The sequence below is a fragment of the Christensenella hongkongensis genome (assembly GCF_000981035.1).
In the GTDB taxonomy this organism is placed as follows: Bacteria; Bacillota; Clostridia; order Christensenellales; family Christensenellaceae; genus Christensenella; species Christensenella hongkongensis.
Genome location: NZ_LAYJ01000133.1, coordinates 177,300 through 203,679, shown reverse-complemented (window position 1 = coordinate 203,679; position 26,380 = coordinate 177,300). Strand labels below are relative to the sequence as shown.

Genomic DNA, 26,380 nt, shown 5'->3' with positions numbered 1-26,380 from the left:
ATTTTAATGATTTAAAGTCAATCCCCTGTTCCTTCCATGTCTGCCAGCGCCCTGAACTGCTCTTTCAGGCCTGGATATATTTCCCTGTATATGCGGTAATATTTTTCATATTCAGCACTGTTTTCCGTAACCGGCTTTTGCACTGTGCCAGTACGGATAACCGCTTCGCAGCCCTGCTGCACGCTCCCATAAACGCCCGCTCCCACTCCCGCAAGAATCGCAGCGCCCAGCGCGGGGCCTTCCTGCGTTTTGAGCGTCGTTACATTACAGCCGCAAACATCCGCGATCATCTGCCTCCACAACGGGCTTTTTCCCCCGCCGCCGGTTGCCAGCATTTCTGAAAACGGAACGCCCATCCCGCATAAAATGTTATAACATTCCTTCTGCGAAAATGTAACGCCTTCCATCACAGCGCGCAGCAAATTATATTTCGTATGCCGGGCAGACAGCCCCAAAAATACACCCCGTGCATTTTCATCCAGGATCGGCGACCGTTCCCCCATCAGGTAGGGCGCAAAAATTAATTTATCTGCTCCAATCGGCACTCTGGCAATCTGTTCATTGAGCAGCAGATACGAATCCACGCCCATGCCTTCCGCCGCCTCCATTTCCGCTTTACAGAAATGGTCGCGGTACCATTTTAAGGAGAGGCCTGCTGCGAGCGTACAGCTCATTACTGTCCACGCGCCCGGCACCGCAGCGCAAAAGGTATGCACCCGTCCCTCAGGATCGATTGCCACGCGCTCAGAATGTGCGAATATTACGCCGGAGGTGCCGATCGTTATAAACGCCTTTCCCTGCTTTACAACGCCCGTGCCGACGGCCGCCGCCGCATTATCTCCTGCGCCGCCCACAACAGGCGTGCCGGGTTGTAATCCGGTCAGTTTCGCCGCCTCTCCGGTGATAGCCCCTGTGACTTCACAGGACTCATACAGCCTGCCCAGCATCGATTGGTCAATTTCCAGCTTGTTTAAAATCTCATCCGACCACGTGCGCGCCGGGATATCCATCAGGTTCATCCCGGACGCGTCGCTTACCTCCGTTGCAAACTCACCCGTCAGCATATAACGGATGTAATCCTTTGGCAAAAGGATATGCGCGCAGCGTTCATAGTTTTGCGGCTCGTTGTTGCGTACCCATAAAATCTTTCCTGCCGTAAAACCCGTAAGGGCGGGATTGGCCGATAGCTCTACCAGCCGTTCCTTGCCTATCGTTTTTGTGATATAGGCGCATTCGTCGCCCGTCCTGCCGTCGCACCAGATGATGGAATTGCGAATTACTTCGCCATCCTTTGTAAGCATAACGAGCCCGTGCATCTGTCCGGAAAGCCCGACTCCCTTTATTTCAGCCGCCTGCACGCCGGATTTTCTGATCACGTCCGGGACGGTTTTACACACGGCGTTCCACCAGTCGTGCGGATCCTGCTCTGCCCAGCCGTTTTTGGGCTGGTAGAGCGGGTATTCCATCGTTGCGCTTGCCCTTGCTTCGCCCGTTTCGTCAAACAGGACCGTTTTTGTCCCGGACGTCCCTACGTCTATTCCAATCAAGTAACTCATTAGTACCTCCCCGGCGCCGGTTTTCCTGCGCCATCTTCCGAATCATTTCATATCATAATCAGCATATGCTGTGCCCGCCAAAAAAACGGAAGGCGCGGCTAACCTCCATAACAATATGCTGTTCATTTTGCTCGTCTACCCGCATAGAGCATGTCCGGTATTTCTCCCTGTAATCGGCAGGAGAGCAACCAAACCCCTTCTCAAACGTCTTATTGAGATATTTGTAGTCGGAAAAACCGCATTCCATGCAAATATCAATATGGCTGAGATCGGTATGCAGCAAGAGGTATTCCGCTTTTTCTACACGCATCCGGTTCAGGTAATTCTGGAAGGATATCCCAAGGTGCGCTTTGATAAAATGCGAAAGATAGCACATATCCAGCTTTTCCTTTTCTGCAATTTCCTTTAGCGTGATGGGATACATATAATTTTCCCTTACAAATTCGATCACGCGCCGCAGCCTTTCCATGTTGCGGTTTTCAGCAGCAGCTGTTTTTTCGTCCAGAATCGTATATTGGTCGTTTTGCAGCATACAGAACAACATGTGATTGAGGATGGACATCATTTCGATTGCAAAACCGTCGTGTTTTTGGGAATAGCAGGAAACGATTTCGCGCATGCAACGATACAGCATTTCCCAGTACTGCCCGTCGGAATCCTTTTTGATATGGTTTTGGGAAAACCGCACCCGTGGTATTTTTGGATAATATTCCTTGCAAAGGTTTGGATCAAACTGGATCACCATCAATAAATTATCCTCATGCGTACGCCTCAGGCTGTGGATTGCATTTTTGTTGCTCAGGAAAATATCATTCTTTTTCAGGGTGTACCTTTGTTTTCCATCATCCATGCTGACGCTTCCGTCAAGCACCAGCAGCAATTCCATATCATTGTGAAAATGCAATTCACGCCAGTTGATCGCCACCACAAATGTTTTGAGGCCCGTTCCCGCAATATGTTTGATAAATTCGTATTCCATGACCTTCTCCCAAACACGCCTTTCCATATCCATGAGAAAATGCTCCGTAAACCTGCCCTTGAATGCCGTAATCTGGATCTCTTCTTACCGGCACGCGTATTCTGATTCTTCCCTGAGATGGGTGTGCAGTAAGCGGTATTGTTCAAATTTCTCGCGATAAAATTCCCGGTTTCCTTTATTTGGTTCAAGCACTTCTTTCACACGCGACATATTTTGAGCTGCTTCCTCCACACTTGCGTATACGCCTGTGGCAACCGCACATAAGGCCGCGCATCCAAGCGCGCCCGCCTCGCCGCAATCGAGTGTTGAAACAGGTATTTGCATCACATCCGCCTTCACCTGGAGCCATGGCCTGCTCCTGCTGCCGCCGCCCACGCACATCAGGCTTTGCGCCGCAACGCCCTGTCTGGTGATTGTTTCAAGATTCAGGCACTGATCCAGCGCCAAACCTTCGAGCATCGCACGGTATAAATCAAAACGCGTGGTTTCCAGCCCTATCCCCGCTATTCCAAGCCTCGCAAGATAATCCAGATACGGCGTTCCGCTCCCCGCCAGATACGGCTGTATCATGATTTTTGTAGGCTGCGGTGGAAAATGTTCTTCAAACAGCGCATACGGCGCGCCGTGTTGCTGCGTCTCCGCGGCGGCAAATGTTTTAAAAAACCATTCGATCAGAAGACCGCTTGACGGGTTATAAGCAAGCGTGCAGTATTTTTCTTTCTCCCACACCGGCTCCGAACACAATCCCTGCCGTGCGGTCACCTTCACCGGAAACATACCGCTGAATACAGGCGTCATACATTCTGAAGTCCCCATCGAACACGCGACGCTTCCTTCCCTTAGTCCCGCTCCAATGGCGGACGCGGGCTGATCGTGTATTCCTGCGACAATCTTCATAGACGCCGACGCACCAAGCTCTTGCGCAATTTCTTTTTTTATCGTCCCGATGACCGTACCCGCAGCTACCGTTTGGGAAAACAACGCCTTTTCTATCCCAAATTGATTCATCATGATGCTGCTCCAGCAACAATTTTTTGCATCCAGGAGCATGGAGCGCGAAGCAACCGAATAATCGACCGCCCGTTCCCCGCTCAGCAGATACCCCACATAATCCTCAATAAACAGCACCTTCTTCGCCCTGTTATAAAGCTTCGGCCTGCACTCCTTTAAATAAAGCAGCTTGGATACGCTGTATGTGGGGGAAAACGGCAACCCGCAAACACAGGCGACTTCTTCCTGCGACGTTTTTTCCGCTTCACGCAGAAATTCCTTTTCTCCCCTGCGGTCGGTGTAAATCATAATGTCGTGCAATACCCCGTCGTGCTCGTCAAGAAGCACAAACGCTTCTCCAAAAGATGCTACTGCAATCGCCGCAATGTCACCGTTTGTCTGCGCGCATACGCAGGCAAGCGCTTCTTTTGTCTTTTCCCACAAACGGCGTGCATCAAGCCCTCTTTTTCCGTCCGGATCAATCTGCGTTTCATAAGCGCGGTACGCATTCGCTATGCCGGCTCCCTTCTCGTCAAAAACGACAGCCTTCACGCCGCTCGTACCAACGTCCAGCCCACAAACATTCATTTTCTGTCCTCCCGCTCGCAATAATGCGCAAAAGAGAGCCGCTGGCGGTTCTCTTTTGCGCATTGGATTATGATTGGTGCATCAGGTATGCTTTTCTTTCAGTAGACCTTTTTCCGCGCGAATCTCCGCCATGCGCTTTGTATATGGTGGATTATAAGTAGAGCATCCCACGTTTTCCTGACGAATCAAAAACTCGATACAATTATCGCAGGCCGTACACCATTTGATCTCGTCTTCACGGCCTTCCGCCATTTTCTTTGCCACATACGGATCTGCAAACGATTGCCGTCCAAGGCATATCATGTCCACAACGCCCTGCTCAATGTTCTTGTTTCCCCAATACCGCACGCTGTTCTTTTCCGGCGCAACCGCCTGGAAATTCGTCCCTTTTCCATTCCTGAAAATACTGTACGCAGAACCGATGACCACTGTCTCAGGTTTCAGGTTATCGCGGCATACCTTCTGGAAATATTGGTGCAGGTAGCCATAATCCGGCAGCTTCTTGTCCGGCTGCGAAAGCGCAAGCGTATGGGAGGGCGATCCCGCCGACTGGATAACATAACTCGCCCCGCGCTCCTCGAGTCCTTTTAAAAGGTCAATCGATTCCGTAAGGTCCATGAGCGCCGTATCCGGTCCCGCAGTGCCCTGTCCTCCCGGAAAGCCCTCATAAATAGAAACCTTTGAGCCTACGATAAAATTCGGATCGTTGATTTCCTTTATGACGCGCTCGGTAAGGTCAAACGCGTATTGTCTGCGGTTTTCCCATGCTCCGCCATACTTCCAGTTATGTTTATTAAACGGCCTTAAAATCTGCGAACCCAGATATCCGTGACAGAATTTCATGTCAATCCCGTCCGCGCCCGCGTCATGGGCAATTTTTGCCGCAAGCACAAGCTCGTCCATGATCCGTTCCACTTCATCCTCGCCAATCAGGCGCGCGTCCTCATATCCATAAAGCGGTTCTTTTGTAACGCGAATCCTTTTTGACAGGGTTGGATGGCTGATCTCGCCCGAATGGGTAAGCTGGAACACAAAGACCGTATCCTTGTTGATTTCCTTCATATGCCTGACAAACTCTGTAAGCGCCTTTTGGTTATGCGGCAAAATACTCAACTGGTTTTTTCTCGAAATGTTATCGTATTGCGCGGTAATCGCTTCAAGGTCTATAAACCCGGAGCCCCCGTCGAACAGCTTTTCATAGCGTTCATACGTTCTTGCCGATGGATTTCCGTTTTCGTCCGCGTCGCAGCATTCCATCGCATTGATGGCAATCCGGTTGGGCGCAGTCTTGTTTCCGATTTTTACAGGGGTAAATAACAGTTCCTCATTCATCATTTTTTCTCCTTTTTTGATGAGCGCTGCCGCGTCCTATAACATAATAGGTAGTTTTTTATTGGATCATATATTTTTCCGGTTTGATTGATGACTTTCCCTTTGTTTCGGAACGGGCTTTTAATCAGTCAAACAGTACGACGCCCTTGATCTTTGGTTCCGTTGATTCTTTCATGAATACGATTCCCTTTTCCGCGTCTTCAAGCGTGAAACGCTGGGTAATGATCGGCTTCAGGTTTACCTGTCCCGAAGCGATGACCTCAAATACCTCATTCCACACAAGAGGCGCAAGCCATGAAAATTTCAGCGTGCGTTCCGACTGGATTGCTTCAAGAACAGGCACCTGCAGCTTATCCTCCGGTCCCGGGAGTCCAAAAAATACGATCGTCGAGCATCCGCCTGTCACGCAAAGCGCATCCTGTAAGGCCTCCATGTTGCTTGTCGCAACAATCGCGCGGGGCGCTTTGTCGCCGCCGTTGATTTCCATAATTCGCGCCGCAACGTCTGCGGCATAGTATTTGGAGCTGCTGTCCGAATTATTGACAACGTGTGTCGCTCCGCATTCAAGCGCTTTGTTCAGGCCGTAATCCTTTCTTGCGACAACGACCACTTTACCGGCGCCTGCCGCCTTTGCGAGCTGTGCCTGCATGAGCCCGATTCCGCCCGTTCCATATACCACAACCGTCTGTCCAAGCCTGATATCGAGCAGTTCTATACTGTGCGTCGCGCACGCAAGCGGCTCTGCAAGCGCGGCGTCTTCGAAGCTCACCTCGTCCGGTATGTGATAAACGTGCGTATATTTCACCTTTACATATTCCGCAAAACAACCGTTCGCCGAAACGCCAATGACCTCAGAATGGCTGCATATATTGAATTCCCCACGCATGCAGGCCGGGCATGCGTTACATTGCTGTACCGGGTTCACCGCGACGCGGTCTCCTTCCCGGAACAGCCCTAGCTTTTGCGCGATGCCGCCCACCTTTGCCACAACGCCGGAAGCCTCGTGCCCCAAATACAACGGCCCTTTTCCATCCGGTGTATCAAGCGGGCTATGCCCGTAATAATACGAAATATCCGATCCGCAAATACCTACCGCTTTTACCTTGATCAATACCTCATTGTCCGCGATCTGTGGAACGTCATGTTCCTCCAGCTTCATCACCATCGGTTCGTAAAAATTCTGAACTTTCATTTTCATGATTCTTTTTCCTCCGTTTTCCGCAACGCGTTGCATAGCGCCCGGAAAAAGGGATCTCTCCCCATCCTTTTACCAATTTTGCGCCTGGTTGATTGGCATATCACTTTTTCCCGTTCATCTGCGGCATCCCGCAATCAGGCCCAAAATGTTTGAGAATAACAAGCGGCTCCACAGGCGACGTGTTCCTGATCACAACGCCTTCCTTTGCACGGGCGTGCGATACGAAAAATTCGTCCGCCGTTAATTGTCCGTAACGGATGAGCGTTGGGGATTCGACAACAAATTTTCCAAATTCACCGCGCCCCTGTACGGCAAGGCATCCGTATGCCGCCGCGTCTTTAATCGTAACCTGCGCGCCCGGTTCTATCGTAAGCTCCTTTGCCCCGATAAAGTCGTTGCCATAGCAAATCCAGTTCTGCACATATCCCTCGCCTGCGTGGTCCGGTACCGGAGGCCGGAAATATTTTTCACGGTAATTGGGGATCGTATTCATCTCCCAGTCGGCTGCGTCCATGATAACGTCAAGATCACGCTCGCTTCCTGCCGGCACATAACCGCACAAGCTGCTATAGTCAAATACTTCGCCTTCCACAATATTTTCCCACATTGCCATAACATCGCTGTTCCATTGCGGTTCATAGGTGCACAGTGATCCCGGCGCGTGAACAATACCTGCCGGTGTAAACCAGCCTGTTCCAAGCTCTACCCGGAATGCACGCGAAAGCTCCAGTATCCGCCCATCCGCTGTTTCGAATTTAGAAAGCCGCTCTTTGACTTCCTCCTTTGTGACAGAGGGATCAAAGCCAAAATAGCTGACCGGACGAATGCCCAGATGATTGTTGTATTGCTTGGGGAAAAAATAATGCTCATGCTTTGGCTTGACGCCAACCTTTGCGCAGGCTTCTTCCTTATGATGCACATGATGGAAAAGCGGCTCGTTGTAGTCATAAAATTTTGAGTACATGGGCCACGTGCCATATTCGTCCATCAGCTTACCGCCAATCAATCCGGCTCCGAGTTCATCTACAAAATCCTTAAAAAGCACCAGATGGCCGGTATTCCCGTCCGTATTGACAAAGCTCATCCCCTCAAATTCGCCCGCGCCGTCCGTTTCCACCTTTGTAACAGACGAAAACCAGCGTTCTACAATCGCGCCGCGCTTTAATCCCATTGCATAATAATCGTCAGGATGCAAACGGATGCGTTTGCCCGGCCTGTTAAACGGGCGCGGCACCCAGTTTGGGGCCATTGATAATATGCCCTCTCCGCTTTCCAGTATTTCTTTGATTTTTTTTGTCTCCATGTTGATTTCCCTTCAGCCGCAATACTCTTGGTTCAATTTATCTACAAACGCCTTGCAATCCGCCGTAACATTCCACGCATCCGGCCATTCGCACAGGTCTATCGCCCACCATTCGCCCTTGTAATCCGCTTTGTCAAGCAGCACCGGGATAATCTCGTCGAAATCAATGGCTCCCAGGCCAAACGGCGCGTGCGTGCTTGTTTCCGCTTCATTCAGCGTACCGTCCGAGTCGATCAGGTGCACAAGCCCTATCTTTCCTTTGAGCATCTCTGCAAATTCCGCAAGCCCTCCCGCGAGCTTATTTGGTTCAATGTGGCGCGCGCCCACAACAGCCGACATATAGCCGTGGCAGGTGTCGAACAAAATACTGAAATTGGGTTCGTTTACCGCCTCATATGTTTCCAGAATATATTTGGGTTCGTTGATCAGAAAGCCCGGTTCAAATTCCCATACCACCTGCAGGCCGTATTTTTGTGCAATTTTGGATATACGTTTGAAATTATCCACAATTTTTTTACGGGCAAGCGCATAGCTCATCCCCTCCGGAAGGACGGGCGGCGTGCCGGAATCCACACGGATGATCTGAAAACCCATCTGCGAGGCAAATTCTGCATTTTTCTCAAACAGCTTCACCCATTCGTCGCTTTGCTGCAGCGCGTCAATACTCCACAGGTCGCAGGCAAAATCAGCAACCTCCAGATTATATTTTTTCAAAAGCTGTTTCAATTCCTCCCTTTTTTCAGGAGTGTCGTAAAGCTCAGGATTGGCATGCGGCCGAAAGCCGCCCATGCTGATTCCGTCAAATCCCAGCTCGTTCAGTTTGTCGCACAGCTGCGGCAGTAAAACCGGATCTTTTTCAAACGCTCCGAATACATACGCCCAGCTCCCTATCGATACTTTTTTCATATTTTCCACCCTTTCTTGTCAATACTTTTCATGTAAAGTTCATATTTTCATTGATTTTGATCACTGCTTTTGTAATGTAATCATCCACATGCCCCTTCGCGCCGTCCACAAAATAATCAAACAGCTTCTTCACAGATTGGTAGCCCTGTTCCTTCGGTTCCTGGCAGATCACATAATCGATGATCCCCCGCTCGACATAATCCCTCACATATTGATTGGTATCAAAGCAAATGACGCGAATTTCTTTCCCTTGCGTACGCTCTTCAATCGCGCGGCATACGCCCTGCACGCCCGCGGCGGTGATATATACCCAGTCTACGTCCGGATGGCTTTCCAGCATTTTCTTTGCCTTGAAATAGGCAATTTCATTGTCATCCTGCGTCTCGAAAAGATCTTCCAGATGATATTGTACGTTTCGTTCGCGGAACACCTCGTTAAAGCCTTGAATGCGCTCATTATGCCCTTTTACGTTCAGGGAACCCGTCGCGATTAAAACATTCTCTTTTTTGCGCGACCTGCATAAAAGCATAAGCCCTGCCGCAGTCCTTCCGGACACAATATAGTCGCTGCCCACATAGCACAGTCGCTTCGTATTGCTCAGGTCATTGTTGATTGCGACAACAGGCGTTCCTTTTTTCACGATTTTGTTGACGCATTTCCTGATTTCAGGAAGGTCGATACTCGATATACATAATGCGCTTGGGTTTTCCTCCATCATGGCATTGATCGCGCCGATGTGGTCCTTAACGTCAAAGCCGCGCACTTCTTTGATTGTAATGTTAACGCCAAAATCCTTCATTTCCCGTTCGGCGGTATGTATCCCTGTTTTGACGTCTTCAAAAAACAGGTTGCCGATACTCGGGAGCACATATCCTATTGTAAGGGGCTGCTTTCGTCCCGCCAGGATTTTTCCCGCCCGGTTTGGAAAGTAGCCCATTTTGTCAGCCGTTTTCCGGATATGCTTTTCCACATCCGGCTTTACACCGCCGCGATTATGCAAAACACGGTCTACAGTCCCGCGGGACACGCCCGCGGCAGCGGCGACTTGTTTGATCGTAACTGCCATTCTTCCTATCCACGTTTCTCCAGCCGCCTGAAACAGGCGTTCTTCCAGAGTGCTCTTTCCTTATTTTTGAACTGCTTATTCTGCGAATACCTTCCTTAAAAAAGGCAGCCCGTTTTCCGCAATCGCTTCCGGTGATTTTGCAAACGGCCTCCACACAGACGCGGCTTTTGCAATCTCCTTACAATCCGGCGTAAAGGATTCAATGACGCAATAATCGTCATAACCCGCGTCCCTGATTGCCGCGGCAATCGCCTTCCAGTCAAAGTTGTCCTGTCCGGGAGTCCCCCTGTTGTTCGCGCAGGTATGCAAATCCATAATCAATCCCCTTGCCGAACGGATCGCTCCCGGAATATCGGCTTCCTCCACATTCATATGAAACGTATCGAGCAGGAACCCCACATTGGAATAACCGATCCTTGCAATCAGCTCCAGTCCTTGCTCCACCGTATTGATAAAATCTGTTTCAAAACGGTTGAGCGGCTCGATCGCCAGTTTAATTCCCTTGTCCTGCGCGTATTCTGCAGCAATTTTAAGATTTTCCACAGCCCAATCCCATTGCTGCTTTTTTTCATCCTCAGAAATCTGCCGTGCCTTGCCCACCGCGGAATACAGCGGCCCGGCAATCACTTTGCAATCGATTTTTACAGCAAAATCCGTCATATCTTTAATATACTGTAATCCGGTTTGACGGTATTGCGGATTTTCTGACGATACGTCCCTTGTTTCGCCAAAAGCGCCGCAAATGGTAGGCGTCTGAATCCCTGTTTCCTTTTTTGCGGCATTAACCGCATCAACGTCAATCGTCGAAAAGTCCTCCACCGCGATTTCATAAATATCGCAGCCATATTTTTTTGCCTTGGCAAACTGGCCTGCCGGATCGCTGAACGGCGATTGCCATGCCAGTGAGTTAATTCCAAATTTCATTGCATTGTCCTCCTGAGTGTTCTTTACTTTTCCATCTTAACCCATACGCTGCCCGCTTCAGAGCTGTCCACGCATTTATTTGAAAATTCTACGCCCTCGATCCCCATATCGATTGTCGGATATCCGTAATCCGCTTCATTCACATCCCTGCCCGCAAGCTTGTCCTTTAAAGCGGCGCAAAAATCCTTGTAGATATTTGCAAACGCTTCCGTCAATCCTTCGGGATGCCCGCATGGAACGCGTACATATTTTGCAGCCTCCTCCTCGAGGTATCCGCAGCCGCGGCTGTATATTTTCGGCGGTTCGTGGCGCATGGAAACGCGCAAATAGTTGTTTTCCTCCTGCACGAATTCTATGGTTCCCTTCTCACCGAAAATACGGATTTTGAGCGCATTGTCAAACCCGATCGCTACCTGTGACGTCCAGTACATTCCTGTAGCGCCGCCTTTGAATTTCACCATGACTTCCACATTGTTATCAAGCACCCCGCCTTTGCCAAACACGTCGAGGTTGCAGCAAAGCCTGTCAATTTTTAATCCCGTGGCATAGTTCACCCAGTTTTCAATGTGCGTGCCAAGGTCTGCCACGCACGCGCCGCGTCCTGATAGCTTTGGATCTGCACGCCACGGCCTGTTATCTTCTGTAATTGTTTCCAGCGAATCCAGCAGCCAATCCTGCGGATATTCCGCCATAACCATGCGGATATCGCCAATCTGCCCTTTCCCGATCATAGCACGTGCCTGCCGTGCCATGACGTGCCCGGTATAGGTATATGTGACGCAGAAAAGGCAGCCGTTTTCCCGTGCCGTCTTTTTCAGGTCCTCGCCCTCTTCTACGGTAAAGCACAGCGGTTTTTCGCACACAACGTTAATCCCCTGCTCCAAAAAAAGTTTTGCGGCGGGATAATGAAACCGGTTGGGCGTTACGATATCTACCCAGTCGATCTTATCTTCGCGTTTTCCTTCCGCCTCCGCCATTTCCTCAAAGGTCGAATAGTTGCGTTCCGGATCGATGCAAAGCTCGCGTCCAGCCTGCTCGCGTTCTTCTTCAATATAGGAGAAACATCCCGCGACAAGCTGCGCTTCGTCATTCAGTCGTATAGCCGCACGGTGAACTCCTCCAATAAACGCGCCGGGGCCGCCGCCAATCATGCCATATCTCAATTTACGTTCCATTTTATATCCTCCTTGAATCCGCATTTTAGTGTGAAACCATGTTTCAGTCGTTTGCGATTGCCTTGTCGAACGCCACATCCGATGCTGCAAAATCAACTTTCCGTACAAAGTCGCACGCCTCTGTCGCGCCAAAAATCCGTTCCATTCCACTGTCTTCCCATTCTACAGACAGCGGCCCTTCATAGCCATATTGGTTTAACTCACGAATGATTTCTTCAAAATCCACATCGCCGTGTCCCAGCGAGCGGAAATTCCATCCGCGGCGCGTATCGCCAAAGGTAATAAAGGAGCCAAGTATACCTGCGCGGCCGTCAAGCGTAACCGCGGCGTCTTTCATATGCACGTGGTATACGGAGTCGATAAAATCCCTCAGGAAAATAGTCGGATTTACGCCCTGCCACAAAAGGTGCGACGGATCGAAATTGAATCCAAGCGTCTCCCTGTAATCAAATTCTTCCAGAAGGCGGTCCGCGGTATAATAGTCAAATGCAATTTCTGTTGGATGCACCTCAAGCGCAAACCTTACGCCGTATTTGTCGAACTCGTCAAAAATCGGCGTCCACAGGTCGACGATCTCGCGGAACCCCTGGTCTACCATTTCCTCCGTCGTCTGAGGGAAGGAGTACCAATAGGCCCAGATTGGCGAACCCATAAAGCCCGTCACAACGTCCACGCCCATGTTTTTGGCTGCCTGCGGTACATATTTCATGGTCTTGACCGCCCAGTTGCGAATTTCTTCCGGCTTTCCCGCAAGCTCTGCCGGAGCGAAGTTATCCAGGCGCGGATCCCACCTGTCGCCTACGCACTGCCCAACGATATGCGCTGCCAGCGCCCACGTTTTGAGCCCATATCGATCCATCGTCGCTTTCAGCGAATTGCAATATTCCATATCCTTCGCCGCGCGCTCCGGATTGATATGAGAACAGCACATAATCTCCAGCCCGTCATATCCCATTTCCTTTGCTGTTTTGCACAGCGTTTCAAAGTCCATGTCGCCCCATTGCGCCGTCATGAGTGTTACCGGTCTTGCCATAATCATTACTCCCTTCGCTATTGGTCCTTTTATTTGATTTTTTCTATATCAACTTGAAATGATTTCAGATTTGTTTCGTCATAATTGCAGTTTATCAAATGATTGCCATTTGCCAAAAACTGCCGTTCCCCGGAAGAATCTATCTTTTCTCCCCGAGCTAATTTTTCCTTGTGCAGCGTACATGGTCGTATCTGCGTCATGTGCCAGTTCCCATTTATTCGCTTAAAGTATTTTTGTGCCCTTGTTTTTTTGCACTGCCCTCCCGCCCGCCGAAGCGGACGGGAGATAGCGCAAAGGTTCTATTTCCGTATGACCGGTTTGTTTATTTTCCGTCAAGTCCTTCCACTTCAACAACAGATGCGTCGTCGATGCTGATGGTGTATTTGTCCCTGTCAGCCATATATGTGTCAAGCGCGTAAGGAATGAGCGTCATATCCGTCATCGTTTCCTTATTGAACGGCTTCAACACTGAATTTACATAAGGTTTCTTCAACGTTCCGTCAAAATACTGCTGGATCATCTGGAAGAGAATGTCTGCTTCAAGCGTAGGCGTCTGGTTAACGTCCATCGTCATTTCACCGTCTTCAACCCATTTCCAGGATTTCTCTTTACCGTTTGAAGAACCGAGCCAGTAGTCTGCCGGGTTAAGGCCAGCTTCTTTGATTGCCTGGATTGCGCCGTCCATCATTTCATCGTTCTGCACGTAAGCGCCGTCAAAGCCATCCTTACCAAGGGAGGTGATTGCATCCTGCATTGCCTTTTTCGCCGGATCAGCAAACCACTCGCCGGAAGCCTTTGCAACCAGTTCAAGGTCAGCGCCGCCCTTGCCGTCAATGTTCGGAGCGCCGTCTACCCACAGGTCGCCAACGTCCTTGCCAGCGTCAACATAAGCTTTGATAAAGCCTTCTGTCTGCGCGGAAGCCGTACCCTGGCCCAGCTTGCCTTCGATCATGATTACCTTTTTCACGCCTTTTTCGAGAGCGTCTTTGCCGCCCATAACGCCTGCTTCAACAAAATCATAGCCGACGAACCCTGCAAGCTCCTGTCCGGATTTTACAGTAGGCATGTGCGTTGCCGCAAAGTAAGGAATGCCTGCGGCATTTGCTTTATCGATACATTCGGAAGTCGCTTCCGGAGAGTTCTGAACCACTACGATCGCGTCAACGCCCGTCGTGATAAAGTCCTCAACCGCTGCAATCTGCTCGGGAGCCGTGCCCTGGCCTGTCTTGTCGATTACTTCCCAGCCAACCTCGTTTGCCAGTGCGATAAACACATCGGAACCAGCTTTGTAATAGTCGTCCGGGCCGTCTTTGTAGTAGCCGATTGTAAGCTTTTTACCTGCCTGGGCGGTATTGCTCGCTTCGCTTGAAGCCGAAGCCGCAGCTGAAGATTCCGCCGGGGCCGAGGACTCAGCCGGAGCCGAAGATTCCGCCGGAGCCGACGCGCAGCCTGCAAATACAGTTGCGAGCATCAGCACGCATACTACTACTGCAATTAGTTTTTTCATTTTTCTTATTTCCTCCTAGTATTTTTATTTTGTTGGGGTATCCCCAATAAAAACAAATTCAGTTGCTTTCTTTCGTTCTCGCAGCCTGCTGCTTTTTCAGCTTGCGCTCCGCGAGGATAGCAGAGATTGCACCGGCAGACACCGCGACGATGATAATAATTCCCTTTACAACATATTGCCACTCTGCCTGGATACGAAGGATATTCATTGCGTTTCCAATGGTCGCCAGAAGGATCGCGCCAATAAACGCTCCCCACACATTGCCCTTGCCTCCGGCCATTGCCGTTCCGCCAATGACCGCGCCTGCGATTGCATCCAGCTCCAGTCCCTGGCCCAGCGTAATAATACCAACGTTGACACGCGCCAGCAGCAGAACGCTTGCAAAGCCGACCAAAAGGCCGTTGATCATGAAGGAGAATAATCTGATATTCGCGACGTTAATTCCCGCGAGATATGCCGCATCCTGGTTGGAACCCACGGCATACATCCTGCGTCCGAATTTTGTGTATTTCATGATCAGCCAGATTATGACCGCGATCGCGACAAAAAACACAACGTAGATCGGAAGCGATACGCTCAGGCCGCCAATCTGCCAATCAGGCAGAAGGTTCGTTTTGAAAAACGCAAGCTCATCGTTCAAAAGCCTTACTTCCCGCGAGTTGCAGATCAGGAGCGCTATGCCCTGAAACATCAGCTGCCCGCCCAGTGTGATAATAAAGGATTCCACCTTTAGCCTTGAAATAATAAAACCAAGAAGTGCGCTGCACCCAACGGACAGGAGCAGGGCCAGTATAATTGCCACGGGCGTTGCAATTCCCCAGTCGGAGATACAAAGCGCCGTAAAAATCGCAATCAGCGATACCTGCATACCAACCGAAAGGTCGATTGCGCCGGTAACCATGATCATCATCATGCCAATCGTCAAAATTCCGACGCAGGCCACCTGCATCATGATATTAAAAAGATTGCTCGGACTAATAAAATTCGGAAAGCCGACGGCTCCCCTCGCTGCATTCATGCACAGCTGCAAAATTGTAATCGCCGCCAAAAATCCCAAAAAGATGAATAGAATCGTCATATTTTCATTCTTTTTCAGTATGGATGTCTTTTTTCCTGCCGTGTTTTTGTTCATATACCCGCCCCTCCAATTGAATACTTCAGTATGTTTTCTTCTGTCAGTTCGTCTTTTGTCAGTTCGCCGACCACCCTGCCCTTGCACATAACGAGCACGCGGTCGCTCATAGAGATCACCTCCGGCATATCGGACGATACCATGATGATCGCCTTCCCCGCTTTGAGCAGGTTAACCATGATCTGGTAAATTTCCTGTTTTGCGCCGATGTCAATACCGCGCGTCGGTTCGTCGAAAATATAAATATCGCCGTCGGTCACAAACCATTTTGCAAGAACCACCTTTTGTTGATTCCCGCCCGACAGATTCATGGCCAGGACATGTGAATCATTTGCCTTTGTTCCTACTTTTTTGATGTACTCATCCCCGATTTCAAAGACCTCTTTTGGCTTGATAATCGCTTTTTTCATCTTCACAAGATCGGCGCTGATCGTATTTTCCGCGATGGTTTGCTTTAAAAACAAACCTGTGTGCTGCCTGTCCTCAGTGATATAGCACATACCGTTTTCTATCGCGTCCGTCGGAGTTTTCAGCTCCACCTTTTTGCCCTTGATATAAGTCTCTCCCGTAAATTTTTCAGAGACTCCAAACAGAATATCCATAAGCTCCGACCTGCCGGAGCCGACCATGCCTGCAAAGCCGACGATTTCCCCGCGGCGCACCTTGAAGGATGCTGCCGACACGCCTTTTCCGCTGATATCCTTCGCTTCAAAAACAACCTCGCCGGGCGCGACTGATTCACGGTTGTAGAATGCAGAAGCATCCCTGCCCACCATGTCCTTGATCAATCTGGATTCATCGATATCCTTGTTTTCATAATTACTGATCCAAATTCCGTCGCGAATGACCGTGATGCGGTCTGCAATCTTAAATACTTCTTCAAGATGATGCGAAATGTAGATAATCCCAATCCCGCTTTTTTTGATTTCCTCTATGACGTTGAGCAGGTAATCGATCTCCGACAGGGAAAATGAAGCCGTAGGTTCATCGAGGATGATGATTTTTGCCTCGGTAATCAATGCCTTTGCGATTTCCACCATCTTCTGTTCGCCGCTCGTAAGGTTGCCAACAATCGCGTCCGGATCGATATTACTGTTCAGGTACTCCAAAACTTCCTTTGTGCGTTTACGCATCTGCGCATGCTGCATTACGCCGTTTTTCGTGATTTCCATACCGGTAAACAGGTTTTCAGTTACGTTGAGCGTTCCAAATACCGAGTGCTCCTGGTAAATTGTCTGTATTCCAAGCTCCATCGCGTATTTTGGATTTAGCTGAACCCGTTCCCCTTCAAAATAAATTTCCCCGCCTTCATCCGGCTGGTACGCACCCGATATGATCTTAATCAGAGTTGATTTTCCGGCGCCGTTTTCACCGCAGATGCAGTGCACTTCGCCTTTTTTGAGATCAAAATTGATGTTTGAAAGTGCGCGTACGCCGGGAAATTCTTTGTTAATGTTGACCATTTCCAGCAACGTTTCTCCCATAAGTTCCCCTCCTGCATTTTGTAAAATCAGATTTTTTTGCACAATAAGTTACACTTTAACGCGCGGGAAAAAAACATAAAAAAAACGCCGTAATCGGCGTTAATTCCATAAAAAACAGTTTGAACGAAAAAGTGTGCTATTTCATTCAAATGTGAAGCGGGCTGTCTTACCCTTTTTGTGATTTTATTGAAAAACTTTTTCCGGAAATTCCGGAATTCCGGCCTTAAATGCAACCGTGCTCGTGCACATTCCTGTAAAAACCCTACAGGCTTTGTTCTTGTGCTTAGCTTAATATATATTTTCCGCCTTGTCAATACCCTATCTGTTTTAACAGGCTATTGATTTTTTTTCACATTGCGTGATAGAATGGTGATAATTTTTTCAAAGAGAGGTGGTTTTTATGAAAAAAATTAACGTTGCAGTCATTGGAATGAACTTTGGCAAAGAATTTGTAAAACTCTATCAGGCGCATCCAAACGTAGGAAAGGTTGCAATATGTCAGCGGAATCCGGAAACGCTCAGGCAAACAGGCCGTGAACTTGGCGTGGAGGAAGACATGCAATTCACAGATTTTGACGAGGTTTGCGCTTCGCAGGACATCGATGCAATCCACATCATAACGCCTATTTTGGACCATTACAAACAATCCCTCGCTTCCCTTAACGCAGGCAAGCATACTGCGTGCACAGTGCCCATGGCTACCAGTATCGAGGAGCTTCAGAGCCTGTGCGATGCACAAAAAGAATCCGGCAAAGTCTACATGATGATGGAGACCGCCGTATATACGCGTGAATACCTGTATGTAAAAAACCTGGTGGAAAGCGGGCAGCTTGGGCGCATCCAGTTTGTACGCGGCAGCCATATGCAGGATATGGGGCTTGAGGGATGGCCTGAATACTGGCTTGGATTTCCACCCTTCTGGTATGGAACGCACGCAATTTCCCCACTGTTATTAATTAACAATACCCTGGCGGAATATGTCGTCGGCCACGGTTCCGGACATATATCTGACGATCTTGCCAAAAGGTACGGTTCTCCCTTTGCCTGCGAGACGCTTACCCTCAAATTAAAGGACACAGACATTGTTGCGGAAGCAACGCGTGCACTGTATGAGACCGTACGCCAGTATCGCGAAAGCTTTGACGTCTACGGAACAAAGATGTCTTATGAATGGGACCAGATTGCCGACGAAGGCTCCGCGTTGTTTGACGGCGGAGAAAATGCGCGCCGCATCGTGGCGCCCGATACCGATGAATTGCTGATCGACGAGCTGAAATCCTTTACAAAACGCGAAGTAATCCTCAACAAAGACAATGTTTCTTTCATCCAGGGTTCCGGGCATGGCGGTTCCCATCCGCATCTTGTGCAGGAATTCATCGGTTCCATCATCGAGGAGCGCGAGCCTCTTTTGAACGCAAAGGTATCTGCCAATATTACAGCAGTGGGTATTTGCGGTCATGAATCCTGTTTGCGCGACGGAGAAAAAATTACGCTCCCACAATTCTAAGCTGTCAAAAATCTTTTTTCAAATATTATTATATATAATGTAACAAAAAACCCCGGACGAAATGCGCCCGGGGTTTTTGCTAAAAAAATAACTGAAAAGCATATCCTTTTCGACGGTATTTTTTTTCTGCAAATCACACTTCATTTTTAAAATTCACATGTGATATCCGTCCTGTTTTTTGAGATAAATCCCGAAAAATTTTTTCAAAATCCTGCTTTTTCAGTATTTGGCGCAGCGTTTTTCATTAATCACAGTTTTATCACACATAATACGTGCTAACAGTTCCCTTCTATTTTAACCTTCCTTGCATTCAATTATCATAAATATAGAAACACAGCAAAGTAAGTAATATATCCGTATTCGCATGAGACGGTACAAATATTTCATACTTGCAAGATCAGGGATTTTATAGATCAAGGGAGGGAAGATTAAAATGAAATTACAGCTTGCAACAGATTATGCGATACGTATTCTATGTTATCTGCACGAGCACAACAACCGGCTTACAACTGCTGCTGACCTGTCAAAGGAGCTTGGGATTACCTATTTATATTTTATGAAGATAAGCGGCTATTTAAAGCAATCCGGCCTGCTTAAATCAGTACAGGGTTGTAACGGAGGTTACCAGCTCGCCAAGACGGCGGAAAACATTTCACTCTATGACGTAGTTAAGGTGATCGAAGGTGATATCACACTCAACCGTTGTCTGGAGGAGGACCGTTTTTGCAGCAGGGACGCCACCGAACAATGTTCTATGCACAGGTTCCTTAAAAACCTTCAGCAGGAACTGATCAGTAAGCTCGACACGCTGAATATCTCGCAGTTATGCGAACAGTATTAAACGCTAAAAACGCCTTCGGGCGTTTTGTTTCCCGCAGCTTGTCGCGAAATAATATCAATCATTTTACAGGAGGATCACGATTACAATATGAGACGCGGACAAAGACTAACTACAATTTTATTATCGCTGCTTCTTGTGTTTACGCTACTTACAACAGCGTTTGCCGAATCAGCAGATATGGGCGTGCAAAGCGCTCCTACACAGGAAAACACAGAGGAATCTACAGGGTTGCAGACGGCGGAATCTTCGGAAGAACCGGCGGCTGGCGCCGAGCCGGAACCATCCGCTACTGCTGATAACCAGCAGCCGGGCGCTTCTGCAAATGCACAACCTTCCCCTTCTGCGGCGGCCGAAGAGGCGGAGCCGGTGGAAGAAGAGATGCTATTGGCGCCGTTCGGGCTTATTACGGGCGCGGACGTCACCGTAAACACATGGGAAGACCTGAAAGATTCCGTGGAACAGGCGGATGTGGATGGTAAGGTAATTCACCTCGATCCGTCTCTTGCGGGCGCCATGCCGGCCACGGCTGATTTCACCATAGCGCATAACAACAGTGTGATCATCGACGGCGGGGGCATTTCTTTAAACGCACCTTCCGGCGGCGCTCATTTTCGCATCACAAACTCGGGTACGGGTACGGTGACGCTTCAGAATATAAAACTGGATGCAACAGGTGGTTCTGGAAGTGTTGTACTTTCCGGTGGCAGCGCAAAGCTTGACAATATTTCAATCGATCAGGCGACCGGTACGGCAATCGACGCCATCGGCACAAACGCCGTAACGCTTACGGATGTAAACGTCGAAGGAGCGGCAACCGGCGTAAAAACAAGCGCAGGAACGCTTGCCATTACAGGCTCGTCCTTTAAAACCATTACAGGTACGGCAATCAGCGCAGCTGGCGCGGCAACTCTTATGGACGTAACCGTAGAGGGTGCGAAAACCGGCGTGACCGGCGGCACTGGCCTGCTTACAATCGACGCTTCCGAATTCAAAACGATCGCCACAACAGGCATTACGCTTGGCAGCGGTGGCGCGGACATCACGGATACCACAATCGACGGTGTAACAAACGGAACGGGTATCTCAGTCGGCAACAACACGCTTACGCTCACCGGCTCCACGATCACGAACATTGCGGGCGTCGGTGTGGACGGTTCGGGCGGCAATCTCACCATTGACGATTGTACGTTTTCAGAAAGCAATGGTATCGGCGTCAGCGGCGGCGCAAATGCAACGATCAAAAATACATTATTTGAGAATGTACGCAACCAACGCGGAGGCCACGGCAGCGCGATTTATGCCGGAACAAACCTCACGGTAGAAGATTCCAGCTTCGTAAACAGCGCGTCCACTCTGGACAGCGGATACATACAAGGGGCGATTGTCGGTTATGGCGGCTCGGGAAAAACGCTCAATGTCACACGTTCATACTTCAAGGACAATAAAGCCTCACGCTATGGCGGCGCGATTGGGCTCTATCAATACGGCGGCACGGTTAACGTCAGCTACAGCTACTTTGAAGCCAACGGCGTTTCCGGTAAGAACGCAAACAGCGACGGCGGCGCAATCGGCGTATACAACAACAGCTCAAGCGTGATGTGTACCGTTAATGTGGATAACAATACGTTCATTGGAAACACAGCGCAGGACGATGGAAGCGCGCTCTTCTTTGAGGGCCGTAACGACATGGTGGTCGCAAACGTGACGCAAAATACGTTTTATGGAAACAAAGCGAGCAAATACCTTTTGGCTGCCGCAGACAGCGGCGGTGTGGTGCAGCTTTCCCTCGACGTGATTGGCCACTTTAAGAATAATACGTTTATCGGCAATACCGCTCCCAATTACGCGAGCCTGCACGGGGCTGGCGCGGCAGTAGGCCAGCACGTGGACTCCGCAAATGCGGCGGTACGTCCCTCGGCGACCTTCCAGAACAATATTTTTGTCGGCAACGGCGGAAACGGAGGCAATAATTACGCTTCGCGCAACGTCGACATCCCGGACGGAACCGACCTTGGCGGTAATATAGGCTACGATAACGGCACGCCTGTTCCAGCAGACGTAACGGCAGAAAGCGTATTCGGCACTTCTCCGCAGCCGCGGGCCAACAACACCCAGTACGGAGCGGTTGGCAAAGAGGGCTCCGGCCATACCGGAACACTGATGACCGTTGTCATACAGCCGAACGACGGCGTAGCGGGCCAGGCGGATAATTCTGCGGGTACGCCTGTTTACAGCAAAGACGCACGGGGCTTCACACGCGACGGTTCGAGCTCGGACGCCGGCGCAATGGAAATCAAATTCGTGAAGTTTGACGCAAATGGCGGCGCATGGAGCGGGCTTTCCAGCCTCACCTATGACGGTACCAAATATTATGCGGACGACACCGCCTCAACAGGATATTTCCTCGTGACGGATCCGGGCGGAAGTGTAAGTGTGCTTACAAGCGATCTGCCCGCCAATGGAGCGCTGGTTTTCGACGGCTGGTACACGCAGGCAACGGGCGGCACTGAGGTAACGGGCAGCGTGACCGCGACCGACCAGACGCTTTATGCGCACTGGAAAACGGCGGCAACTGAATACACCGTAACTTATGACGGAAACGGCGCGGATGCAGGAACGGTCCCGGGAACGGATACCGTGGCGGAAAATACCTCATATCAGGTAAACACAACGCCTCCCACGCGCGCCGCTCATACATTTGACGGCTGGAAGGCAGACGACGGTACGGTCTATCAGGCGGGCGCTACATTCACGATGCCTTCAGGCAACGTAACGCTCACCGCTCAGTGGACGCCTGTTCCGGTCCAGTACACAGTCGAATACGACGGAAACGGCAGCGATGGCGGGATCGTTCCTGCTACCGATACCTATAACAGCGGAGCGACGGCGACGATCTCCGGTTCTGGAACAATGTCGCTGACGAATCACACCTTTATCGGCTGGGATACTAATCCAGTCGGAGGCGGAACGGCTTATACGGAAGGCCAGACCTTCCCAATCACCGGCAACCTCAAGCTGTATGCGCAGTGGCAGGACAATACCGCGCCGATCTCGCTCTACACCCTGACCTTTGATTCTCAGGGCGGGACGCACGTCGATCCGATCACAAATATCGCTGCGGGCAGTAAGGTTTCAGCCCCTGTGCCGCCCACACGTGACAACCATGTGTTTGACGGATGGCACAATACGCCGGACTGCACATGCACAACCGACGATCCCTGCTGGGATTTCGGGCGCGATACAATCAACGACCACAAGACTCTGTACGCCAGATGGCAACCGGCATCGCAGCCTGCGAATTACTATACGGTAACATTCGACTCGCAGGGTGGAACCGGTGTAGATCCCATCACAAACATTGTCCCCGGCTCACGCCTCGCGGCTCCGCAGCCGCCGACGCGGGATGGATACGTCTTTTACGGATGGTATCAGGAGCCTGAATGCGTCCGTTACTGGTTCTTTGACCACTATGACGTAAACGAAAGCCTTACGCTGTACGCAAGGTGGGAGCCTGTGGGTACTACGCCCGGCGATTCAACGGATAACACAACATCCGGAACGGGCACTGCTGCAAATGCTTCCACACCAAAAACCGGAGACGACACGCTTCCCCTGATTCCGCTGATTGTGGCTGCTGCGGCTGCTGCCGGAGCGATCATACTGGTGGCGGTAAAGAAAAAATCGAGACAAAGGCAGCAATAGCGACGCTGCCCTGCATAACTCCCCTACGAAAAAGAGCATGACCTGAGTCATGCTCTTTTTTTTGCCGCTTACAGCGATTCCACTGAATGCAGGTTATGCAATACTTACGATAAATCGCTTGCATTTGCAATTTATGCCAAAAGCTTATAAACGGCCTTTTGGCAAATTGCTATAACCGGTTATCTATTCCGCGCTTTCAGCGCTTTTTGACGTTTCCGAAGAGCCTTCTGCGGAAGCCTGTACCGCTTCCTTTGCCGTCGGCGCGTTTGCAAAACGATAGCCGATATCTTTTCCCCTGATCTCCGCGATCTGCATCATCTGGGTTACCGTTACAAATTTATAGCCCTCGTCCTTGAGCGCTTTGATGATCCTGTCGTATGCCTGCACAGTTGTCTCGTGGATGTCATGCGATAACACGATACCGCCATCCGCGACGTGTCCGCCGTCAGAAGTCCCGTTGACAACATGGTCATAGACAATATCAGGATCCCTGTTTTCCTTTTTCCAGTCATTTGGATCCACCGACCACAAAATCTGCTCACGGCCAATCTGCTCTGCAAGATCCTCTGTCATGGAGCCATAAGGCGGCCTGTCAATCAACGCACGCAGCCCGGTGACTTCCTCGATCGCGTCGTTTGCCTTGCCGTACTGGTCCTGCATGATCTGGTCCAGCGAAAGCTTTTTCAGGTCGCTGTGATCCCAGCTGTGCGTACCTATTTCATTTCCTTCCTCATACATCCTTTTCACAACGTCAGGATAGCTGCTTACATTTTTCCCAACCAGGAAAAATGTCGCGTTGATCCCGTTATCTTTGAGGATATCCAGCATTTTTTCGGTATACGGCCCGGGGCCGTCGTCAAACGTCAGTGCAACAACCTTATCGTTAAGCGGATCGATTCCGTCAAGGCTCTTTGGCTTCATATAGCCTTCCTTGGCCTGAAGCTGCGGCAAACTGCTCGTAACCTCCGGCGTTGGTGTTGGCGTTGGTTCGGGCGTTGGCGTAGCGGTTGCAGTTGCTTCTGCGGACGGCGTCGCCTGCTCGTTTTCTGTTGAAATGATTGTAGGCGTCGAGCTGGTTTCAGCTGCACTTCCATCTGCACATCCCGCAATCAGGCCTGTGCAGAAAAGCATAGTCAAAAAAACGCATACTATTTTTTTTGTTTTGTTCATTGTATCTCCTTCCGGACCTTCTGTTTCTATTCCAGCGCCCGTTTCTCTCACTCGTCCTACAGTATACTACAACTGCATCAAAGTTGTAAACTAAACCAATATTATTTCGCGACCTCAAAAAGGCCTTTCACGCGAAAACAAAGCTTATTCCTCTTCGCTCCCTGTGCCGCTTTCCGATTTTTGTCCCTGTGCCGCCGTTGGGGCGTTATAGAACATATATTTTAATTCTTCGCCCCTTGCTTCGGCAATTTGCATCATTTGCGAAATCGTCACAAACTGATAGCCCTCAGCCTTAAGCTCTTTGATAATCCTGTCATAGGCCTGCACAGTCGACTCGTGAATATCATGCGAAAGGATTACGCCGCCATCGGCAATCTTTCCTTCCGTCCCTTCCCCGCCTTCGATTACGTTTGTATAAATAGTATCCGGATCACGGTTCGCCTTTTTCCAGTCTTTGGGATCCATGGACCACAGAATCTGTTCGCGTCCAAGCTGTGCGGCTTCACTTTCCGTCATCCTGCCGCCGGGCGGTCTGTCAAATAATGCGCGAAGGCCTGTTGCCGCCTCGATTGCGTCGTTTGCCTTTCTGTACTGCTCCAGCTTTTCGTCCACAGACATATTTTTCCACGTTTCATCCGCAGGATGATTCCAGCTGTGCGTTCCGATATCATTGCCCTGCTCGTATGCCTGCTTCACAAGCTCAGGATATTTCTCTACGTTGGTGCCCACCACGAAAAATGTAGCCACCGCGTCATTGTCCTTTAAAATTTGTAAAAGCTCAGGCGTAAGCGTCTCGTGCGGACCGTCGTCGAATGTCAGCGCGATTACCTTGTCATTCATCGGATCGATTCCGTCAATACTTCTTGCAGGCATAAACCCATCTCGCGCGCGAAGCTGCTTGATATCCGTATCAGCAGGCCCTGCAGGCGTTACGCCTGCGCTTCCCGGAGATGCCTGCGAAGCTGCCGCCCCCTCATCGCCGCCTTCTGCCAGGCCCGCCGCGCTGAGCTTTGCTTTGATCTGCGCATTCAACAGCTCATCCACCTTGGCAAGAGGAATCCCAACTTCAAACGTGCCGGCCTCTGCCGGCGCGATGGTCCCCCTGTTAAAGAAGAACAATATCTTTTCCGGCGTGATTGCAAAATTACTAAAATTCGCTTCATTTGCCGCAGTCCCCTGCGCGAACAGGCTTTCGTCCATGTTCTTGCGCAATATTTCATTGCGCATCAAATACTCCTGCGTCTCCCTGGATAAAACGTTCAGGTAATCCTGTGACGTATCAAACAAATCCGCAACCGCCAGCTGCTGGCCTGTGCCCAGATCGTATGCAAAGGCGTCGACATAATTAACCTTTTCCGGTTCAATAAGCTTTGAATTTGTGGTAAATTTTACACTGAAAATGCCGCCCTGTATGACGTATGGTTTATATGTCATCGTATATTCGAAGACTTTATCCGCATTTTCCTTTTCGCTGTGGGCAGCATCTGCGGCGGTACGGAATTCAGCCAGCGCCCCGTCCGCAAATTCTTTGAGCCGGGCAGACACGTCAGCATTACCCTGTACTGACGGACAATCCACAGAAATAAGCGTATTCCCCTCCGACTCCAGCGTTTTCACAGCCTGCACACCATCTGCCGCATCCAGCAGCCTGTTTTCCGCCGTACTTTGGAACTGCGCCCGGTAAGCCTGGGGATCGCTTTTGCTTTCCTGCTTGCTACAGGCGGCAACAATCGGCAGGAGCATAACGCCAGCCGCCAAAAACGCGGTAAGTTTTTTCCAGTGTCTTTTCATATCCCAACTCCATCATAAACCAAACTATCGTCCTGATTGATTCGTATTATTTTCAGTATATCACAAACGTTGCTCAAAAAAAACCTTTGCCTGCCTTCTGTCGCGCAGTAACTTGCTGCCGTTTTACGACACGTCACACCTGCTGTATTGCCACTTGCCCAAAGCAGGATGAATTTCCTCTCCCACGATGCTATAC

At 50.0% G+C, this 26,380-nt stretch carries 19 protein-coding genes; 3 read left to right on the top strand and 16 right to left on the bottom strand.

Annotated elements, in window-relative coordinates:
- Window positions 1-17: 17 nt before the first annotated feature.
- From xylB to CHK_RS15080, 14 genes are all read right to left on the bottom strand, one after another.
- Window positions 18-1,556 (bottom strand): xylulokinase, encoded by a 1,539-nt coding sequence (gene xylB, locus CHK_RS15145; RefSeq protein ID WP_046444893.1) that lies wholly within the window; start codon window positions 1,554-1,556, stop codon window positions 18-20.
- Window positions 1,557-1,614: 58 nt separating this feature from the next.
- Window positions 1,615-2,568, bottom strand: a complete 954-nt coding sequence (locus tag CHK_RS15140) for an AraC family transcriptional regulator (RefSeq protein ID WP_046444892.1) — start codon at window positions 2,566-2,568, stop codon at window positions 1,615-1,617.
- A gap of 51 nt (window positions 2,569-2,619) precedes the next feature.
- Window positions 2,620-4,113, bottom strand: a complete 1,494-nt coding sequence (locus CHK_RS15135; protein WP_046444891.1) for an FGGY-family carbohydrate kinase — start codon at window positions 4,111-4,113, stop codon at window positions 2,620-2,622.
- 81 nt (window positions 4,114-4,194) lie between these two features.
- Window positions 4,195-5,448 (bottom strand): oxidoreductase, encoded by a 1,254-nt coding sequence (locus CHK_RS15130; RefSeq protein WP_197408942.1) that lies wholly within the window; start codon window positions 5,446-5,448, stop codon window positions 4,195-4,197.
- Window positions 5,449-5,569: 121 nt separating this feature from the next.
- The gene (locus tag CHK_RS15905) at window positions 5,570-6,643 is read right to left on the bottom strand and encodes a zinc-dependent alcohol dehydrogenase (protein WP_160295700.1); all 1,074 of its coding nucleotides are present in this window, start codon (window positions 6,641-6,643) and stop codon (window positions 5,570-5,572) included.
- A gap of 100 nt (window positions 6,644-6,743) precedes the next feature.
- Window positions 6,744-7,946: a cupin domain-containing protein gene (locus tag CHK_RS15120; protein WP_046444889.1), complete on the bottom strand. Its 1,203-nt coding sequence runs from the start codon at window positions 7,944-7,946 to the stop codon at window positions 6,744-6,746.
- A gap of 12 nt (window positions 7,947-7,958) precedes the next feature.
- Window positions 7,959-8,852: a sugar phosphate isomerase/epimerase family protein gene (locus CHK_RS15115; RefSeq protein ID WP_046444888.1), complete on the bottom strand. Its 894-nt coding sequence runs from the start codon at window positions 8,850-8,852 to the stop codon at window positions 7,959-7,961.
- 28 nt (window positions 8,853-8,880) lie between these two features.
- Entirely contained in the window at window positions 8,881-9,918 is a 1,038-nt protein-coding gene (locus CHK_RS15110) for a LacI family DNA-binding transcriptional regulator (protein ID WP_046444887.1), read from the bottom strand.
- Between the two features lie 75 nt (window positions 9,919-9,993).
- On the bottom strand, window positions 9,994-10,842 hold the full coding sequence (locus tag CHK_RS15105; protein WP_046444886.1) for a sugar phosphate isomerase/epimerase family protein: 849 nt from the start codon (window positions 10,840-10,842) through the stop codon (window positions 9,994-9,996).
- A gap of 23 nt (window positions 10,843-10,865) precedes the next feature.
- Window positions 10,866-12,017: a Gfo/Idh/MocA family protein gene (locus CHK_RS15100; protein ID WP_197408944.1), complete on the bottom strand. Its 1,152-nt coding sequence runs from the start codon at window positions 12,015-12,017 to the stop codon at window positions 10,866-10,868.
- 43 nt (window positions 12,018-12,060) lie between these two features.
- Entirely contained in the window at window positions 12,061-13,050 is a 990-nt protein-coding gene (locus tag CHK_RS15095) for a sugar phosphate isomerase/epimerase family protein (protein ID WP_046444884.1), read from the bottom strand.
- A gap of 322 nt (window positions 13,051-13,372) precedes the next feature.
- The gene (locus CHK_RS15090) at window positions 13,373-14,557 is read right to left on the bottom strand and encodes a sugar ABC transporter substrate-binding protein (RefSeq protein WP_046444883.1); all 1,185 of its coding nucleotides are present in this window, start codon (window positions 14,555-14,557) and stop codon (window positions 13,373-13,375) included.
- A 58-nt stretch (window positions 14,558-14,615) separates the two neighbouring features.
- Window positions 14,616-15,689 carry an ABC transporter permease gene (locus tag CHK_RS15085; RefSeq protein WP_052740643.1) on the bottom strand — a complete coding sequence of 358 codons (1,074 nt, stop codon included), beginning with the start codon at window positions 15,687-15,689 and terminating at the stop codon, window positions 14,616-14,618.
- Complete coding sequence (locus CHK_RS15080; RefSeq protein ID WP_046444882.1) at window positions 15,686-17,173, bottom strand: sugar ABC transporter ATP-binding protein; 1,488 nt, start codon at window positions 17,171-17,173, stop codon at window positions 15,686-15,688. The genes CHK_RS15085 and CHK_RS15080 overlap by 4 nt, the downstream gene beginning before the upstream one ends.
- 400 nt (window positions 17,174-17,573) lie before the next feature.
- On the opposite strand from CHK_RS15080, the gene CHK_RS15070 reads away from it, so the two are divergent.
- From CHK_RS15070 to CHK_RS15060, 3 genes are all read left to right on the top strand, one after another.
- Complete coding sequence (locus CHK_RS15070; protein ID WP_046444880.1) at window positions 17,574-18,680, top strand: Gfo/Idh/MocA family protein; 1,107 nt, start codon at window positions 17,574-17,576, stop codon at window positions 18,678-18,680.
- A gap of 433 nt (window positions 18,681-19,113) precedes the next feature.
- Entirely contained in the window at window positions 19,114-19,521 is a 408-nt protein-coding gene (locus CHK_RS15065) for an RrF2 family transcriptional regulator (protein ID WP_046444879.1), read from the top strand.
- Window positions 19,522-19,608: 87 nt separating this feature from the next.
- Entirely contained in the window at window positions 19,609-23,223 is a 3,615-nt protein-coding gene (locus tag CHK_RS15060; protein WP_046444878.1) for an InlB B-repeat-containing protein, read from the top strand.
- A gap of 183 nt (window positions 23,224-23,406) precedes the next feature.
- On the opposite strand, the gene CHK_RS15900 is transcribed toward CHK_RS15060, so the two are convergent.
- A complete protein-coding gene (locus CHK_RS15900; protein ID WP_052740642.1) occupies window positions 23,407-24,393 on the bottom strand; it encodes a polysaccharide deacetylase family protein in 987 nt (328 codons plus the stop codon).
- Between the two features lie 144 nt (window positions 24,394-24,537).
- Window positions 24,538-26,184 (bottom strand): polysaccharide deacetylase family protein, encoded by a 1,647-nt coding sequence (locus CHK_RS15895; protein ID WP_052740641.1) that lies wholly within the window; start codon window positions 26,182-26,184, stop codon window positions 24,538-24,540.
- Window positions 26,185-26,380 lie beyond the last annotated feature (196 nt).

Bases quoted from the DNA above. Each gene is read 5' to 3' on its own strand.
- xylB (WP_046444893.1), bottom strand. From the start codon at position 1,556: ATGAGTTACTTGATTGGAATAGACGTAGGGACGTCCGGGACAAAAACG.
- CHK_RS15140 (WP_046444892.1), bottom strand. From the start codon at position 2,568: ATGGATATGGAAAGGCGTGTTTGGGAGAAGGTCATGGAATACGAATTT.
- CHK_RS15135 (WP_046444891.1), bottom strand. From the start codon at position 4,113: ATGAATGTTTGTGGGCTGGACGTTGGTACGAGCGGCGTGAAGGCTGTC.
- CHK_RS15130 (WP_197408942.1), bottom strand. From the start codon at position 5,448: ATGATGAATGAGGAACTGTTATTTACCCCTGTAAAAATCGGAAACAAG.
- CHK_RS15905 (WP_160295700.1), bottom strand. From the start codon at position 6,643: ATGAAAATGAAAGTTCAGAATTTTTACGAACCGATGGTGATGAAGCTG.
- CHK_RS15120 (WP_046444889.1), bottom strand. From the start codon at position 7,946: ATGGAGACAAAAAAAATCAAAGAAATACTGGAAAGCGGAGAGGGCATA.
- CHK_RS15115 (WP_046444888.1), bottom strand. From the start codon at position 8,852: ATGAAAAAAGTATCGATAGGGAGCTGGGCGTATGTATTCGGAGCGTTT.
- CHK_RS15110 (WP_046444887.1), bottom strand. From the start codon at position 9,918: ATGGCAGTTACGATCAAACAAGTCGCCGCTGCCGCGGGCGTGTCCCGC.
- CHK_RS15105 (WP_046444886.1), bottom strand. From the start codon at position 10,842: ATGAAATTTGGAATTAACTCACTGGCATGGCAATCGCCGTTCAGCGAT.
- CHK_RS15100 (WP_197408944.1), bottom strand. From the start codon at position 12,017: ATGGAACGTAAATTGAGATATGGCATGATTGGCGGCGGCCCCGGCGCG.
- CHK_RS15095 (WP_046444884.1), bottom strand. From the start codon at position 13,050: ATGGCAAGACCGGTAACACTCATGACGGCGCAATGGGGCGACATGGAC.
- CHK_RS15090 (WP_046444883.1), bottom strand. From the start codon at position 14,557: ATGAAAAAACTAATTGCAGTAGTAGTATGCGTGCTGATGCTCGCAACT.
- CHK_RS15085 (WP_052740643.1), bottom strand. From the start codon at position 15,689: ATGAACAAAAACACGGCAGGAAAAAAGACATCCATACTGAAAAAGAAT.
- CHK_RS15080 (WP_046444882.1), bottom strand. From the start codon at position 17,173: ATGGGAGAAACGTTGCTGGAAATGGTCAACATTAACAAAGAATTTCCC.
- CHK_RS15070 (WP_046444880.1), top strand. From the start codon at position 17,574: ATGAAAAAAATTAACGTTGCAGTCATTGGAATGAACTTTGGCAAAGAA.
- CHK_RS15065 (WP_046444879.1), top strand. From the start codon at position 19,114: ATGAAATTACAGCTTGCAACAGATTATGCGATACGTATTCTATGTTAT.
- CHK_RS15060 (WP_046444878.1), top strand. From the start codon at position 19,609: ATGAGACGCGGACAAAGACTAACTACAATTTTATTATCGCTGCTTCTT.
- CHK_RS15900 (WP_052740642.1), bottom strand. From the start codon at position 24,393: ATGAACAAAACAAAAAAAATAGTATGCGTTTTTTTGACTATGCTTTTC.
- CHK_RS15895 (WP_052740641.1), bottom strand. From the start codon at position 26,184: ATGAAAAGACACTGGAAAAAACTTACCGCGTTTTTGGCGGCTGGCGTT.